The organism is Photorhabdus sp. RM323S (assembly GCF_042879375.1).
In the GTDB taxonomy this organism is placed as follows: domain Bacteria; phylum Pseudomonadota; class Gammaproteobacteria; order Enterobacterales; family Enterobacteriaceae; genus Photorhabdus; species Photorhabdus tasmaniensis.
The window spans coordinates 23,131-39,064 of record NZ_JBHFKZ010000016.1; the positions used below are offsets into that span (position 1 = coordinate 23,131).

Annotated in this window: 11 protein-coding genes; 1 reads left to right on the forward strand and 10 read right to left on the reverse strand. The window is 45.4% G+C overall.

From position 1 onward, the window contains the following. Positions 1 to 17: 17 nt before the first annotated feature. The 10 genes from flhA to ACGF7G_RS09455 form a co-directional block, all read right to left on the reverse strand. The gene (gene flhA, locus ACGF7G_RS09410; RefSeq protein ID WP_387464958.1) at positions 18 to 2,099 is read right to left on the reverse strand and encodes a flagellar biosynthesis protein FlhA; all 2,082 of its coding nucleotides are present in this window, start codon (positions 2,097 to 2,099) and stop codon (positions 18 to 20) included. After that, positions 2,092 to 3,243, reverse strand: a complete 1,152-nt coding sequence (gene flhB, locus ACGF7G_RS09415) for a flagellar biosynthesis protein FlhB (protein ID WP_387464960.1) — start codon at positions 3,241 to 3,243, stop codon at positions 2,092 to 2,094. The genes flhA and flhB overlap by 8 nt, the downstream gene beginning before the upstream one ends. 59 nt (positions 3,244 to 3,302) lie before the next feature. Continuing rightward, entirely contained in the window at positions 3,303 to 3,566 is a 264-nt protein-coding gene (locus tag ACGF7G_RS09420) for a hypothetical protein (RefSeq protein WP_387464961.1), read from the reverse strand. An 18-nt stretch (positions 3,567 to 3,584) separates the two neighbouring features. Then, positions 3,585 to 3,860, reverse strand: coding sequence for an ATP-binding cassette domain-containing protein (locus tag ACGF7G_RS09425; protein ID WP_387464962.1), 276 nt, complete (start codon positions 3,858 to 3,860; stop codon positions 3,585 to 3,587). Positions 3,861 to 4,092: 232 nt separating this feature from the next. Beyond that, the gene (locus tag ACGF7G_RS09430; RefSeq protein WP_387464964.1) at positions 4,093 to 4,494 is read right to left on the reverse strand and encodes a DUF2599 domain-containing protein; all 402 of its coding nucleotides are present in this window, start codon (positions 4,492 to 4,494) and stop codon (positions 4,093 to 4,095) included. A gap of 873 nt (positions 4,495 to 5,367) precedes the next feature. Further along, entirely contained in the window at positions 5,368 to 5,526 is a 159-nt protein-coding gene (locus ACGF7G_RS09435) for a hypothetical protein (protein WP_387464965.1), read from the reverse strand. Continuing rightward, a complete protein-coding gene (locus ACGF7G_RS09440) occupies positions 5,513 to 7,111 on the reverse strand; it encodes a hypothetical protein (protein WP_387464967.1) in 1,599 nt (532 codons plus the stop codon). Before ACGF7G_RS09440 ends, ACGF7G_RS09435 begins: the two co-directional genes overlap by 14 nt. 788 nt (positions 7,112 to 7,899) lie before the next feature. Beyond that, a complete protein-coding gene (locus tag ACGF7G_RS09445) occupies positions 7,900 to 9,750 on the reverse strand; it encodes a beta-ketoacyl synthase N-terminal-like domain-containing protein (RefSeq protein WP_387464969.1) in 1,851 nt (616 codons plus the stop codon). Continuing rightward, positions 9,743 to 11,257, reverse strand: a complete 1,515-nt coding sequence (locus tag ACGF7G_RS09450) for a biotin/lipoyl-containing protein (protein ID WP_387464971.1) — start codon at positions 11,255 to 11,257, stop codon at positions 9,743 to 9,745. Before ACGF7G_RS09450 ends, ACGF7G_RS09445 begins: the two co-directional genes overlap by 8 nt. 9 nt (positions 11,258 to 11,266) lie before the next feature. Continuing rightward, positions 11,267 to 13,264: a dehydrogenase E1 component subunit alpha/beta gene (locus ACGF7G_RS09455; RefSeq protein ID WP_387464972.1), complete on the reverse strand. Its 1,998-nt coding sequence runs from the start codon at positions 13,262 to 13,264 to the stop codon at positions 11,267 to 11,269. Between the two features lie 1,220 nt (positions 13,265 to 14,484). Between ACGF7G_RS09455 and ACGF7G_RS09460 the strand changes: the two genes are divergently transcribed. Then, complete coding sequence (locus ACGF7G_RS09460) at positions 14,485 to 15,894, forward strand: carbohydrate porin (RefSeq protein WP_387464974.1); 1,410 nt, start codon at positions 14,485 to 14,487, stop codon at positions 15,892 to 15,894. Positions 15,895 to 15,934: the final 40 nt, after the last annotated feature.

Below are 15,934 nucleotides of genomic sequence, written 5' to 3' on the forward strand. Positions count from 1 at the left end.
CTATTTTATTGATATATCTATCCGTTACCACCAATGGTCGCTGTCATTCGAATTTGACGGTTATCGCTGATTTCAAGATTAGATAAAACCACTAATTGCGGTAAAGTTCTACGCAAGAAACGCGATAATAGTGGGCGTAATGCGTGATTAACCAGCAGCACCGGAGGAGCACCCAACATTTCCTGACGTTGCAGTGCTTCCGTTGCCTGCCCTTGCAGGTTATCCGCCAATCCCGGCTCCAAACCACCACCGTTTTGCAACGCCTGAATTAATAAGCGTTCAAGACCGGCATCTAAGCCGATAACCTGAATTTCCTGCGCTCCCGGGAACCACTGTTGAGCAATCGCCCGGCCAAGCGCGATTCTGACCACAGATGTCAGCTCATAAGGATCAGTTTGTCCCGGAGCATGTTCAGCCAGTGTCTCAATAATTGTCCGCATATCCCGGATCGGCACTTGTTCGGACAACAGGTTTTGCAGAACCTTATGCAAGGTTGTCAAATTGACAATATCGGGAATAAAGTCTTCGGTCAGTTTAGGCATCTCCTGACTGACGCGTTCAAACAGTTGTTGAGCTTCCTGACGGCCAAATAACTCATTAGCATATTGCGTCAACAGATGATTCATATGGGTAGCCACAACCGTACTGGCAGCAACCACGGTATAACCCTGAACCTGCGCCTGTTCTCTGAGGCTATCATCAATCCAAACCGCAGACAGTCCAAAAGCCGGATCTTTGGTGATATCACCTTGCAATTCCCCAACTGCACCGCCAGGGTTTATTGCCAGCCAGCGCCCCGGATGCGCTTCACCGCGACCAATTTCTACCCCTTTCATTAGAATACGATAGCCAGCCGGAGCCAGTTCAAGGTTGTCACGGATATGAACCACCGGGGGTAAATATCCCATCTCCTGAGCAAATTTCTTCCGAATACCACTGATTCGCCCCAGTAATTCGCCATTTTGACGGAAATCAACCATCGGGATCAGGCGATATCCCACTTCCATTCCCAGCGGATCTTCAAGCTGAACATCAGACCATGAAGCTTCTGATGCCTGCTGTTGCTCTTCCACTTTTGGTTTTTCCGCATTCATCACCGGGCCATCAGCACGGCGATAGAGATACCAGCCAAGACCTGCTAACGCCGCAGTGAACAGCAGGAAAACAAAATTGGGCATTCCCGGAACCATGCCCAATAATCCGAGAACCCCCGCACTCAACATCAACACACGGGGATTATCGAATAGTTGAGTCACCATCTGCTGACCAACATCCTGATCCGTCGCCACGCGGGTAACAATCACACCGGCCGCGGTCGAAATAATCAGGGCAGGTAACTGCGCCACCAGGCCATCACCAATGGTTAACAGGGTATAAACCTCCGCCGCATCCCCCAGACTCATGCCATGCTGGGCCACACCAACGATTAAGCCGCCGACGACGTTGATAACCAGGATCATTAATCCGGCAATCGCATCACCGCGCACAAACTTACTGGCGCCATCCATCGAACCATAGAAATCCGATTCCTGAGTCACTTCCGCACGGCGTTTCTTCGCTTCCTCTTCACCAATTAATCCGGCATTCAAGTCAGCGTCAATCGCCATCTGTTTACCTGGCATACCATCCAGCACAAAACGGGCGCCAACCTCAGCAATACGCCCTGCACCTTTGGTAATCACCATAAAGTTAATCAATACCAAGATAACAAATACCACAATACCGATAGCGAAATTACCGCCAACCAGAAAGTGACCAAATGCTTCTACAACGTGGCCCGCCGCCGCAGAGCCGGTATGCCCTTCCAATAAAATGATACGGGTTGAAGCCACGTTAAGAGACAAACGCAGTAAAGTTGAAAACAACAATATTGTCGGGAATGCAGCAAAATCCAGAGTACGCCGGGTAAACATCGCCACCAACAATACCATGATTGACAGTGCAATATTAAAAGTAAACAACAAATCCAGCATGAATGGCGGCAACGGCAATACCATCATTGACAAGATCATGAGGATCAATACCGGTCCGGCAAGAATTTGCCATTGCGAACCTTTCATATTGCCCGGTAAACGAAGTATAGAGGCCAGATTAGCCATGACGATTATTTTCTCCAGCGAAATCCAGTGCTGGCGGCACTGGCAGATTTTCAGGTTTCTTCGGCTTCAAGCCGCCTTCTCGTTTCCAACGTTTCAATTGGTAGACCCAGGCAAGCACTTCCGCTACCGCCGCATAAAGTGTCGCGGGGATATGTCCCCCAACTTCACTATGGCGATAAAGCGCCCTGGCAAGTGGCGGTGCCTCAAGTAATGGAATGCGGTTTTCTGTACCCATTTCTTTAATCCGCAATGCAATGATCCCCGCCCCTTTCGCCAATACCCTTGGCGCACTCATCGCTTTGTCGTCATATTTCAGGGCGACAGCATAGTGAGTTGGGTTAGTGACAATCACATCCGCTTTCGGTACATCCGCCATCATACGCTGACGGGCAGCTGCCCGTTGTTGTTGACGGATACGCGCCTTAACATGTGGATCCCCTTCTTGTTCTTTAAATTCATCCTTTATTTCCTGTCGGGTCATTCTCAGTTTTTTCAGATTGCTGTATATCTGGTAAACGACATCGAAAGCCACCATCGGTATCAACATGAAAACCACCACATAACCGGCAAATACCAACATTTGCATTGCATCATCCAGCGCCAACAGAGGTGGTTGCGCGATCAGCCGTAACATGGCAGGCCAGTTCATCCAAAGAAATAAAGCAGCGCCAATTCCGACAAATCCTGCTTTAAGTAACGCTTTAAATAATTCAGCTAACGCATTCATTGAAAAAATACGTTTCAGACCCGAAATAGGATTCAATTTTTTCGCATCAAATTTGATGGATTTTGTACTGAATACTAATCCACCCAATAGCGCCGGAGCACTTAACGCAACGAACACTAATCCGGCAAAAACCGGCAACAAAGCCCAAACAGCTTGCCGGAGCAACCTGCCAATCTGCTGAACCATCTGCTTATCATTGCTGACCATGCTGTGATCGAAGTTAAAACCTTCAAACACCATCAGCGACAATTCATGAGTCATTGATTGACCACTCATCCAAAGCAAACTCAGGCCACTGGTCAGCATCAATATGGAACTCAGCTCTCTGGAGCGAGCTATCTGCCCCTCTTTCCGGGCTTTTTCCCGTTTATGGGGCGTGGGTTCTTCTGTTTTCTCAAGATCGCTATCTTCAGCCACGGCTTTCCTTGTCAGCGTCTAAAACGTTGTCGGTCAGAAAATATGGAATTAAATAACTGCTAGCATGACAAAAGAGAAAAAATTCGATGGCTGGAACAATGAGAAATTTGGCGGGGTATTTGTGGGATCAAGACAAATGACAAGACTGGTTCAAAGCAATGACGACCTAATTTGGATAAAATATTTCGTATTAAAGTATTAAATGCCTGGTGCAAAACACGCGCTGATAATTCCCCTTCCACCAGCATTAACTCTGTTTGCTGCTCGATATCCCAGTTCCCTTCCATTTTTTCAAAATCCTCATCACGTCCTTCTCCATCCAAGATCCGGCGATAAGCACTTTACAGAGTTGAAATACCTAAAATATCGGCACCATTGCCTAGAAAAGAGGCTAATCCCTGCGATAAATAACCTACGTCACAAAACCGCTGCACCGTAACTTCTGAAGGTGAATAGCGGCCAGCTAAAATGGACGCCAACCAGGATTTACCAATACCATTACGTCCAACAAGCGCCTGTTGTCCAATTGTCAAATTAATATCTATGCCGGAAAATAACGGCTTCGGCTCGCCGTCAAATTGGCATGCAATATTTTTAGCTTCAATCAGAGTTGCCATGTTTCACCCGTAAAAAAACCGCAAAGTCGCCACGTTTTGTTATTTTTATTGCTGGATAAAGGGGGTATGTGGTAAGGCAAGGGCAAAAATGGCGCATCGGTGAGCGATCACATGGGGCTAATGAGGAAAATGGTCACAACATTTTTCATCATGAAAAAAACAAACCCCGTTCTTTTCAACGAGGTTTGTCAGCGGTCTGAGAAGCTGATTCAGCTCCTTTTTTACTACGATATTATTGTGGATTGCAGCCAGCTTTTTTCGTTGCCGCATACCCCACATATTTACGGTAAGGATCGAGATTCCATTTATCTTTTTTACTAGCAATATCCACGTGGCAGTCGAACTGATTACGCATACCTTTCGTATTGTACCAGTATCTGCTCTTCCCGAACTTATGCTTCAGTTCCTCAAATGCCTTTTCCTTTGCCTTTGCCTTACCGGTTTCACTGAAGCGAATATTGCGACTACATTTGGTTGGCACAACCGCCAGTGTCATTTTACCAAAGCGCGGTACCCACTCGCCCGATTTAATATACGGCCCATGGCGGCAGTCACGGTGCCCATAGTCAGCGCTCGCAGGGAAAACAGCCATGCCGAAGAATAACACCAACAATACAAACCCTATTCTTTTCATAATCACCTCCTTAACGGCCCATAAATAGTGGCCAATGTGCTTGCCCAGTTATGATACTGCAAAATATTTTTTGCGACAAACAATTCTCAGAGTATAAAGTGGCAAATCAGGAACCTGATGTTTAAAAAGTGTACTTAGCGTAGGGTATTTTCCGTTTTCCAAGCAGACCCCATACCCATATAGTGCGTAAAGTGATTTATCTGGCGACTCAAGCAGCCTCGAAAAAATGGAGTATACAGACCCACAACTGGCGGCTGGCTATGAGCCATTTTATTATTGAGTTCGGTGATCGTCTGGACGGTCATTTATAATGCGGTGGTAATTACACAAAATAATGTACAGGCTCTTAATAAAACCTGCCCACCATAAAACTATCAACGGAAAATAAAAAACAAAAATTGGCTTTATTAAAGCTTATAAATAACAATTCACAATAATGAATCAATTCGAAAAATACCTTACGCAGCAATGCTTTGGGAAGATTTTTAGTAGAATCACAAACTGATGAAACCTACTAAGCCATTAAATTTTACCTATATATTTATTAATCAAACGGTCAGGCTGTATCACTATTATGAATAGCTTATTTATACCCCCAAAAAAAAAAGATAAACAACAATATGAATAGGTTAATCAAGCAATATATTTCCAAAAAGGAACCTATTTTAATAACATTTTCAACCGGGGAATAAACTTTTTTATAAACCAATTAAATAATCGATCATAAAAAATCAACATAATAAAATCCGCAAATAAATAATTTAGCATAATACGAACCGGGTTACTTGCCGCGTGTAGCGGCTAAGTTGTCATAGTCCAGTAATGCGACAGAGCCGCCCAAAGGTGGCCCTGCCGAGTTCAAGCTGTACAACCTTAAGCGAATATCCACTGGCAACCATCGACCTGGCCGGTACCTGCGGCCAGAAACGTGTACATAACACCGTCAGCGCTGCAAACCATGATGCTGGAACAGCACCCTTGCTGACGACTGGATAACCGGGTAGTTAATGCAATCGTCTCAGTCGTTCGCACCGATTTCCTTTTCGATTTCAGCCACCCGTTCCTTAAGCTTTTGGGAACGGTTCTGGAAATTCTTGATAGCAACCAAATACTGGTTGGTGCCAATGTAGAGGTCGCCATCCCTATTGAAGTAAATGCCGCCGTATTCATGACAATAGTTCACACCTCTGCCAAGGGGAATCTGCCAAATCACCCGGCCATCGAAGGAGTCGATCGCGCTGATGTAGTACATTCCGCCTTTTGACGCTGAAATTTCATCAGACCAGCTACAGGTATGCGCGAAGATGATACCGCTTCCGCGACAGAGCATGTTCATTGCATAAAAGTGAACGTCCGGCAAAGACCATATCTTTTTATCAGGCTGTTCGGCAGTTTCAGGGTTGATGCGGATCATCTCCATGCCGGGAGCATTTGGAACCAGTTGTGAGAACGGCCACGTCGGATAGTGGCCGAAGTTATTTTCAACCACGAAGGTATCACCAACACCAATCAGTGAGGCTTCATCGGCGCTCTTCATCTCCAAAAAGCAAGGGGTCTCGGAGATGACACTTCCGTCCGCACGGTTACAGACCAGCACGTTCAGGCGGGGGTCGGCATTGTCAGTGATCCCTACCAGTTCAGTCCCGTCCTGCGTTTTGGTGAGCGTCGGCGTGGTTCCCGAACCGATATTCTTCTGACCCGGCTTCAAGTATCCGGCATTCTTGTAGGGCGTCTTCCAGCGAACGGTGACATCATTCCCCTCCAGACTGAACGCCCAGAGATATCCTTCCGTACAGGCGTCCTCGCTGTCGAGACCATTGGTGACGATGTAAGCTCCATTCTCATCAACAGCGAACGTATTGTTGTTCCACTGTTTTTCCAGCTTATTCGCACCAATCAGCGTCGTGCTCCCATCGTCCTCAATTTGCACAACCGCCATCCATGCCGGGGCGCTGAGTGTGCTATCCGGGTAGTTCTGATAGTCGTACTCACCGGCAAGCAGGCACCAGTAGAGATTCGGACGACTCTCATCCCAAACCGGAAGCGACGAGTAGAGAGAGTTACCCTCTCTTGAACCAGTGACCAGCTTGACAATATTGGCGCTCCGCCAGTTCGGTGCGAGCGGATAAATCTCGCTTTCTATCAGCTGCACATTTGCTGTCGGATAGCTGACGATTCGGTTGTTCTGTACAACAATCGTGTTGTCGTGGTTGTCCATGTAGAAATAGCCGCCACCGAAGGTATTGCCGGAATACTTGCCCGCGGGCGTGGCCGAAATGATGTTGCAGTTCTCATCAAACACCACCACCCAGAACTGGGATGAAGCATAGTCGAACGAGACACCCACCATTTGATTATTGCTATTACAAACCATGTTCGGCGTGTACCCGAAAGGATTGTACTGCTCGATAAGCAGAAGATTGCCGTCAACGGGGCCGTTGAGCGACACAGACTCGGAACACCAGCTGTCCTGGTGCGGGCTTCCAAAGTCGTTCGGAGCCATGCTCGGGTGTTGAGGGATACTGACACCGGCAAAACGGTTCAGCGTGCTCTGTGCTGCGGGAACGTGTTGCAGTTCTTCCTTTCGCATGGGAACTATATGATCAAACGGATTCATAGTTGGGCCTATATTTGTGTTGAATTGCGAATTTCCAATCCCGACCATTCAGGATCGGAGTGTTGAACCTCGAGTCATGCTTCACAGTAAGGCACACGAATTTTTTTCTTATGGGGTATGCCGCCTCTGGCACTCTCTCCCAATTAATACTTCGATCATCTTATTATTGTGACCAATCTTAAACATAGTTCTAATCCTACCTTTTTAAGAATTAAGTTTATCGCGTAGCTTATGGGAAGCAACATAATAGACACAGGATCAAACAAATCTTAGTATAGTTTTAGAGCAACACAACGCTAAACAACCCATAAATACCCAATGTAGTTATTTATCTATTTTTTTTTGCAGTTAGCTTGGGAAAATTATTATGTAAAACGAGGGTACCTTAAATACGCCAGTTTAAACTTGCTTTCCACTACCTTAATCCATGAAATAGTATTCATTTTTATAATTTTATTTAAATTACCTTTATTTTTCATGTCTTTAATGTAATTTCATGCGAAAACCAATTTCGTTATTTTTCCAAATTATTTTCATCCTCTATTAATGCTTAAATACCTGTCTAATCGTTATAATCTTTCTGATTGATTAATCTGTCAGACTTTTTATCATCGTTAATGCAATTAAGACGTTATTAAACATGAGAGAAAGTCAATCAACCGACAATACGTTATTTAAAATTTTCGATGAAGAGAAAACATTTCTCATTCTTTAAATGGGTTAATTTATAGAGTGATAAATTCCCTGTTTTACAACAGGGAATTTAATACGAAAAAGAGAGGCCCCAACTACGGTTTTTCAACCACAGATTCGTTGTTAGGTAACCAGTAACGCCGATGTTCAAAAGCATATTTGGGCAGTCGAATGCGTAACGGCTTCTGCCCGGAAGGCCAACAAGTACGCCAATCTATATCCTGACCTTGTAACCATAAGAATCGAGAATCGTCCTCTGCCATATGAAGCCATTGATCTTCTTTGGTTGCAGCAGACGAAGCAAAATCACGTAGTTGGTTCAGGAGATCCTGCCGTGATGTTGCAACAAACAATGCCCGCTGGGGGAGCGCCGCCCTGCCAAACTGTAATGTCCAACTAACCGCTTGCAGATCGATGTTTTCATCGCTCTCAATAAAATCTCCCAGCATAACCACCATTTTTTGCAACGAGGCCTGGCTATTGGCCGCGATAGGATAATAATATCTCTCCGAACTGGCTTTAATCTGTTGCTGAACTTTGGTCGGCGCCTCCTCCAAAATAACATGAGCGTTACTTCCACCCAATCCGAAAGAGCTGAGTCCAGCGAAACGTTTTTGCCCTGCATCCACCTGCCAGGCGTTTTCCTCTGTAGCCAGTTGTAAACGCGTGTCAGCGCTATCAATTTCAGGGTTCAGACGCTGAAATGCTGCGCAAGGTACAATGGATTTATGCTGCAACATCAATAAAACTTTAACGATACCCGCTAACCCCGCAGCACCCTCTAAATGCCCAATATTGGCTTTTACTGAGCCAATATAGCAAGGCTGCAACATTTTTCCTGACTGACCATGGTTAAAGACTTCATTAAGTGCATTAAATTCAATTGGATCGCCCAGTGACGTTCCCGTACCGTGTGCTTCTAAATAACTGATTTGCTCCGCAGAGACTCCAGCCTGTTGCAAGCAATCATTGACTAATGCAATCTGCTGCTCAGGGTTAGGTGAAGTCAGTGAGTTAGCCCGCCCGCCATGATTTACCGCCGATGCCCGAACGTATCCATAAATAGGATCCTGATCCGCCAATGCCTGTTTTTGCGTTTTCAAAAACAGGCACACCGCGCCTTCACCACGGACAAAGCCATTCGCATCCGCGTCAAAAACTCGGCAACAACCATCCTTAGATAACATTCCCGCCCGGTAATAAGCGGCCATGTTAAATGTGTTGCTCAACAAATTAATACTGCCAACTATCGCCTGCTGGCATTCCCCAGAACGCAATGAATTTACCGCCTGAGTCAACGCCGTTAATCCGCTTGAACACGCGGTATCAATTTGCAAGCTAGGACCAACAAAGTTGTAATAAAATGACAACCTGTTTGCCAACAGGCAATTCAGTGTTCCCGTCGTTGCATAAGCATTTGCCATTGCCATATCAGCCGCGACAAGTTCACGATAATCATTGCTGCACGAGCCAATAAAAACACCGGTTTTTGATCCCGAATAACTCAGCGGATTAGTACCGCTATCTTCTATCGCTTGCCAAGTCAGCTCCAATAGCATTCTCTGCTGCGGATCCATCATAGCGGCCACTCGCGGAGAAATACCAAAGAATGGCGCATCAAAACCATCAATATTATTCAGCAACCCAGCTTTTAATGCTTTTTTAGGCAGCGGAATAATGTAAGGTTTTCCAGACGCAAGCCGCTGCTCCGGGATCTCTTCTATCACACTGCGTCCAGATCTGATGATCTCCCACATTTGCTCCGGGGAATCTTCCGCGCCAGGTAGTCGGAAGGCCATGCCCACAATAGCAATAGGCATCTGTTTCGTATCACCTGAACCGCTTACTGATGGAGTCATGGAGCTTAAATGCTCCAGCAAGGCGGATTTAGCTATCCGCTGTTCCTCCGGGCTTAGTGAATGATATATGTGATACAGATTATCCATGCTTACCTCCCTCTATGAGGCGCTGCAATCCTAATGCTGCTTCACCATCAAGACAACGCACCGCATTAATAAAGTCATCTAAAGAATGTTTCTTCTCGGCCACTTCAGTTCTGGAAATGTCAAGATACTCAATCAACCGATGCGGTGAGCTATAACGCCAGAACAGCGTGGGCGATAATTTCCGGCGAAAACGCACTGACATCAGCTCCGCAAGTTTTACCGCTTTCAGTGAATCAATGCCCAAATCAGCCCAGGTGCGTTGCATCATTGATTCAGTAAAATCCTCGTCCCAATTCAGGAAGTCAGCCAAGAGTGTGCGTAACTGCCCAGCAACCGGTTTACCGGATTGACCTTCCATCTGATGTGCGACAGATTGCGGCCCAGACAGAACGCGAACTTCAGCAGCAATCTCTGTAAGAAATTCAGCCGCTTCTACCCCATTTAGCAAATAGTGATTGAATGCCAGAACGAGGTTCATTTCTTTGTTGTGCGGAGCACCGATGAACAATGTTGACTGAGATGGCGGCACGATAAGCGGTACAGCCGAGGTAGCACCATCGCTGCCGGTATACGAGATCATCATAGGAACATCTATATCGACAGGCACTCTTTCAGCATCGGGATCAAGTACGCTATTCAGATGTTGCCTGAACTCGAAAAAGCCCATGATCTGTGTTCCCGCCACTTTTAATGAACTCAAGTCACCTTTTTCATCCAGAAAAGCAATACCCAGATTGATATCGGTATAAGTATGATAACGTTCCTGATCCAGCGGCCTTGAGCGCAGCATCGGGAATTTTTTCAGTGCCTGAGAAACTGCGTAAGTGATTACCTGAAACGGTGTTATCCACTCTTGCTGCCCGGAGTTTTCAGTTAGATGACGAATGGCATTGTCAACCAGCTCAATCGACAGTGGTTTAGCTGCCCAACAAGGTTGTACCATACCGCTATTCAGCCGTAACGCACGATTAAGGCGCTGCTGATCTTTTGACAGAAAACCAATATTGTCATCTTCGGAATGGTCATTTTCCGGCGATTTGACTTCGCTGTGCCTCAGGTAGTCATCAATGTGGCTGGGCAATAATGTCCCGTATTTTTCCACCAGTTGGCTCAGAATGTGAGGCTCAATTTGGTGTTCTTGTGCATACAGACGGGTTTTAGGCGGAATACGCGCAGGAGGAGCAGATACTTCCGGGGCAGCCTCCACTTTCTCCACGCTAACTGGCGGAGGCGTCAACTCTTCACTGACAGGGGAAGGCTCTACCAACTCACCGACAGCTCTGATGACCGCAATAGGCGATCCAACAGGGATAATATCATTTTCCGCAGCCAGCCATTTTTCCAAGATCCCCTCAACATCAGATTCAATGGTAAAAGCAGCCTTATCCGTCTCCATTTCATAAACAGGTTCATCACGCTTAACATGATCTCCCACCTGCTTAAGTAACTGGGTAATGACGACTTCAGTGGTTCCTTCTCCCATCGGGGGAATAAGCAACTGTGCCATAAGTTCTCCTTAGCTCATTACCGCATATACGGAGGCCAAAATGTCATCCGTGCCGGGCAAAACAGCTTTCTCTAAACAAGGATTAAAAGGAATATGAATATCTTCACGCGTCACCAGGCGCGGAGGTGCCAGTAAGGAGAAGAAATTGTCATTCTCATCCAAAAGGTCAGCAATAATGGATGCGCCGACACTGGCTGTCCGGGTATCTTCTTGTACAACGATAAGCCGCCCGGTTTTGCGCAAAGATTCCGCAATCCGTTGTTTATCCCAAGGTACCAGACTACGTAATTCAATCACTTCAATGTCAATATTGTTTTTTTCCGCCTGAAGCGCAGCCATAGTCGCCAGTTGAACGGTATTTCCCCAAGCAACCAGCGTAATATCCTTTCCTGCCCTGACGATATTTGCCTGGCCAAGAGGCACTGGATTCACCTGCCGGCGCTCATGACGCTCTCTCATCAGGTGTTTAGGGATCAGGATCAGACTCGGCATATCCAGACTTAACGCTGTACGGAACAACCCAATAGTGTCGGCGGGTGTCGTTGGAACAAGAACATTAATACCGGGAATATGCGCTAAGATACCGTCCGAGCTCTGGCTGTGCCATATACCGCCTCCTGGGAGATAAGCGCCATAAGGCGCATATATCACCACCGGACAGCGCCATTTCCCCACCGTTCTCCAACTTAAAGTGCCAAGTTGTGACTGTAACTGGTTGAGGCCCAACCCAACAAAATCGATAAATTGCAGTTCAACAATCGGACGCCAACCACAAGCGGACAACCCAACAGATGAGCCAATAATCGTGGCTTCAGAAAGGGGGGCATTAATAACACGATCAGGATAGCGGGTGGATAAACCGCGGGTGAAACCAAAAACACCACCTTTAGGATCCTGAATATCCTCACCAAATAGCAGCACATTCGGATGCTGACTCAACGCCTCATCCAAAACCTGATTGACAGCTTTAACCTGTGTCTCTTCGGCTTCCATCTCAACATGTACGACAGGAGCCCCCTGACGATTGCACAAATAGGTACTTACACTTTCAGGATCAGGCTCTTCCTCGTGATAAACACGCTCAAATATTTCCGCGACATCAGCTTTAATGCTCTCTTTTTGTTCAGCCAACGCCTGCTCACTAAGCGCCCCCTTTTCCTTTAAATAGGCGACATAATTTTCAATAGGATCTTGTAGTGCCTCCAGTTCATCCTGGGTACGGTACAGTTTGTGAGAATCTGAATTGGAATGAGAATCTAACCGATCCATACGACAAACCAATATGCAAGGAGTTCGCTCAAATCGCGCCTTATTGAATACCTCCTGTGCAACAGGAAACAGGGTTTCCGGCCTACGGGCATCAACCCGGCGAATCAAGCACTCGTTAAAAATTCCCAATCGATACGGTGCCATTGCCTCTGTCGATGTACTAATGCCTAATTTATTATCGGAAACCACAAAAACTACGGGCAAACGCCTTTCAACCGCAAAGCTGACCGCTTCATAAAATTCTCCCTGCCGAGTTGCTGCATCGCCGACACCACACACGACAAGCCCATTTTTATTATCCAACACACTTGCCCAGGCGGCTCCAGTTGCGGGAATACATTGGGTTCCAGTCAAGCTGACTACTGAAAAGATATTGTTCTCTTTGTCACAGAAATGGTTGGACATGGTCCGGCCGGCTGAATGAGAAGTGGCTTTTCCCATCAATTCTCTTGCCATTTCAACAGTAGACATACCACGCGCTAAGACTAATGCTCGATCACGATAGTAAGGAACCAGCATATCATCCTTTTGCATCAGCTGCGGCAGCACTGCCAGCCCTTCATGTCCAGCAGCCGACACATGGAACCAGGCACGGCCTTGTCGCGTTACTAACGCACTACGATTATCAATTTCCCGTGACAGCAGCATGTCATAAAGTAACTTTTGCTCATCCAAACAATTATCCATTGAAGGGCTGTGTTCCTTAAGAGGTACTTCATTGATCTGTACATCTATCACTCTCTTTTTCCTCACAAATAGTTAACGTGGTAGTTGTCGTTATTGCGTTTAGTGCCTAATTAAAGAAGCAAACTCGGGGTAGTCCCCTATCATAACTGCCTGAGAGACTGTAAGATCCCGATAAAGAAGTGAACACGGGTGATCCCACCACACGGATTGCGAAAGATGGCGATATGTGGTCACAATTTTTAATAAAATTTATACGCCTGACGTGGTGAGTAAGATTATCTCCATGACGGTGAATAGCTTTGACTGTCGCAGTGTTTCCCGAATTCTGAGCATTGTCCTGAACACAATGTAATACCATTTAAAAAACTCCAACCGATGAACAATAACCATTCGCTAAGAGCGGAGCCAATAAACACCAGCATTTCCATGATTACGTTACGATTAAAAAAACAGGTTTTTACCTATATCTTTGAATCCTGCAATGATTAAGATACTGGAACCATTACTTTGCTAAATCATTTTAATCATCAAATCATTCCGACAAGCTCTTCGTTAAGGTATTCTTATATTTAACCAAAACATAGATCCAATAATAGCACCCATTATATCAATCGAACTTAAGACTTTATGCTCACATCAAAATTCATTATATTTTGTGATGAATGTCAATAATGACCTCACTGTATCGAATAATACATCACGTTGAAATTATAAAATCACACCGCATTAATCGTGATATTTTACAAAAAGTTAGTTTATTATCTCTTACGTTTTATCATAAAAGAATCTGTCGTAATAGAGGGAGTGATCACAAAAAGGCACTGATGTCATTTAACAATTTGATTTAGTTAAATTTATGATATCTGATGTAGTGGGTGCCATCATGCAATGAATGGCATATCAACATATAAAAATGTATTTCGCAACCATTTGAATATACTATCAATCATTTAAATAGCAAATAATAAAACAAAATATAATTTCAAATGGTTTTATTTAAATAAATTTATATTTTCAACAGATATAGATTACTTCTATAATAATAGAATCAAATACATCCTACTTTATCCCTATGTTAACAAGTTATATTGCCGCGCCAAATACACTTGATTAATATCTTAAAGCCCTTTAGGATTTTCGACTTATGGCGATTTTTACTAATAAGTAATTGATTACCATCAGCTAACTTAACTCAATTATCTTTTAGCCTAAAAACCGGTTTAACGATGTTATAGAGAATAATGACTAAATATCCCAAAGGATAGAGTATCATGAAGAACCTTCATTATCTGATTGTCACACCAGGATTAATCTTTTCAGCCTCTGCCTTTACCTCACCCGCCACCAGCATCGAAGCACGTCTTGACGCACTGGAGCAACGGCTGCAACAGGCAGAACAACGCGCCACCCAAGCCGAAGCACGAGCCACAGCCGCCGAGCAACGCGCACAACTTCTGGAGAAACACACCAGCGAAACCGCTCAAGGCATTGTACAGGTAGCACAACAACCCACTCGCTCACTAGAAAATAACGCTTCATCAACCCGTAATTTACAACTGAACAACTTCGGTGATCTCAAACTGTATGGCGATGTAGAATTCAATCTCGACAGCACCAGCCGAAGCGGTCAGCTTACTTCATTGAAAACCAATGAAAACAAAAACTGGAAACCCGGCGACAAAGAACGTTGGAATATTAATGGCCGCATATTAATTGGACTAGACGGTTACCGTCGCAACCAGAACGGCGACTTCGCCGGTTTCAGTGTGCAACCATTAGCAGACATGACCGGCAAAATGAATCTTGACGACGCTGCTTTCTTCTTCGGCAATGAGAAAAACTGGCAGGCCAAAATTGGGCGTTTCGAAGCCTACGATATGTTTCCACTCAACCAGGACACCTTTATTCAGTACTCCGGCAATACGGCCAACGATTTGTATGCCGATGGTTTCGGTTATATCTATATGTTGAAAGAAGGACGTGGCCGCAGTAACAATGGCGGCAACCTGATGTTAAGCAAACACATCGGCAACTGGTATTTCGAACTCAACACACTGCTCGAAGATGGTACTTCGCTATTCCAGGATAATACCTACCATGGTAATACACTGGATAATAAGAAAAATGTTGCTTATCTACGGCCCGTAGCCGCTTGGAAAAAAGATCAGTTCAGTGCAGCAATAGCGATGGAAAGTAATGTGGTCAACAACGCTTACGGCTATCAGAATGCCCAAGGGCAATGGATTGATCAATCCAGACGCAATGGCTACGGCATGACGCTGAGTTGGAACGGTCTGGTGGCCAATCCCGATGATGGCATTGTCGCTAACCTGAACACCGCCTATCTGGATGCTTCAGGTGAACAAAACTTCACCGCCGGAATCAATGTCACATGGCACCGCTTCGAACTGGGCTATATCTATGCCCACAACAATATCAAAGAATTCAACACTGACGATATAACGGCACATATCAACCATCCTTTCAGTGAGCCGGGCAAATACGACATCCGCACCATCCATATGTCATATCTGATCCCTGACATCATGAATATGCAGAATTTTAATCTCTATCTTGGCGCTTATGTCTCTATGCTGGAGGCCGATGCTGACAACAAAATCGCCAACAGTAACAACGATCAGCGCTACGGTGCACGCGCCAGATTCAAATATCTTTTCTGATGCGGGTTAATTGATTCTCGCCGTTATTCACCCACAGCGA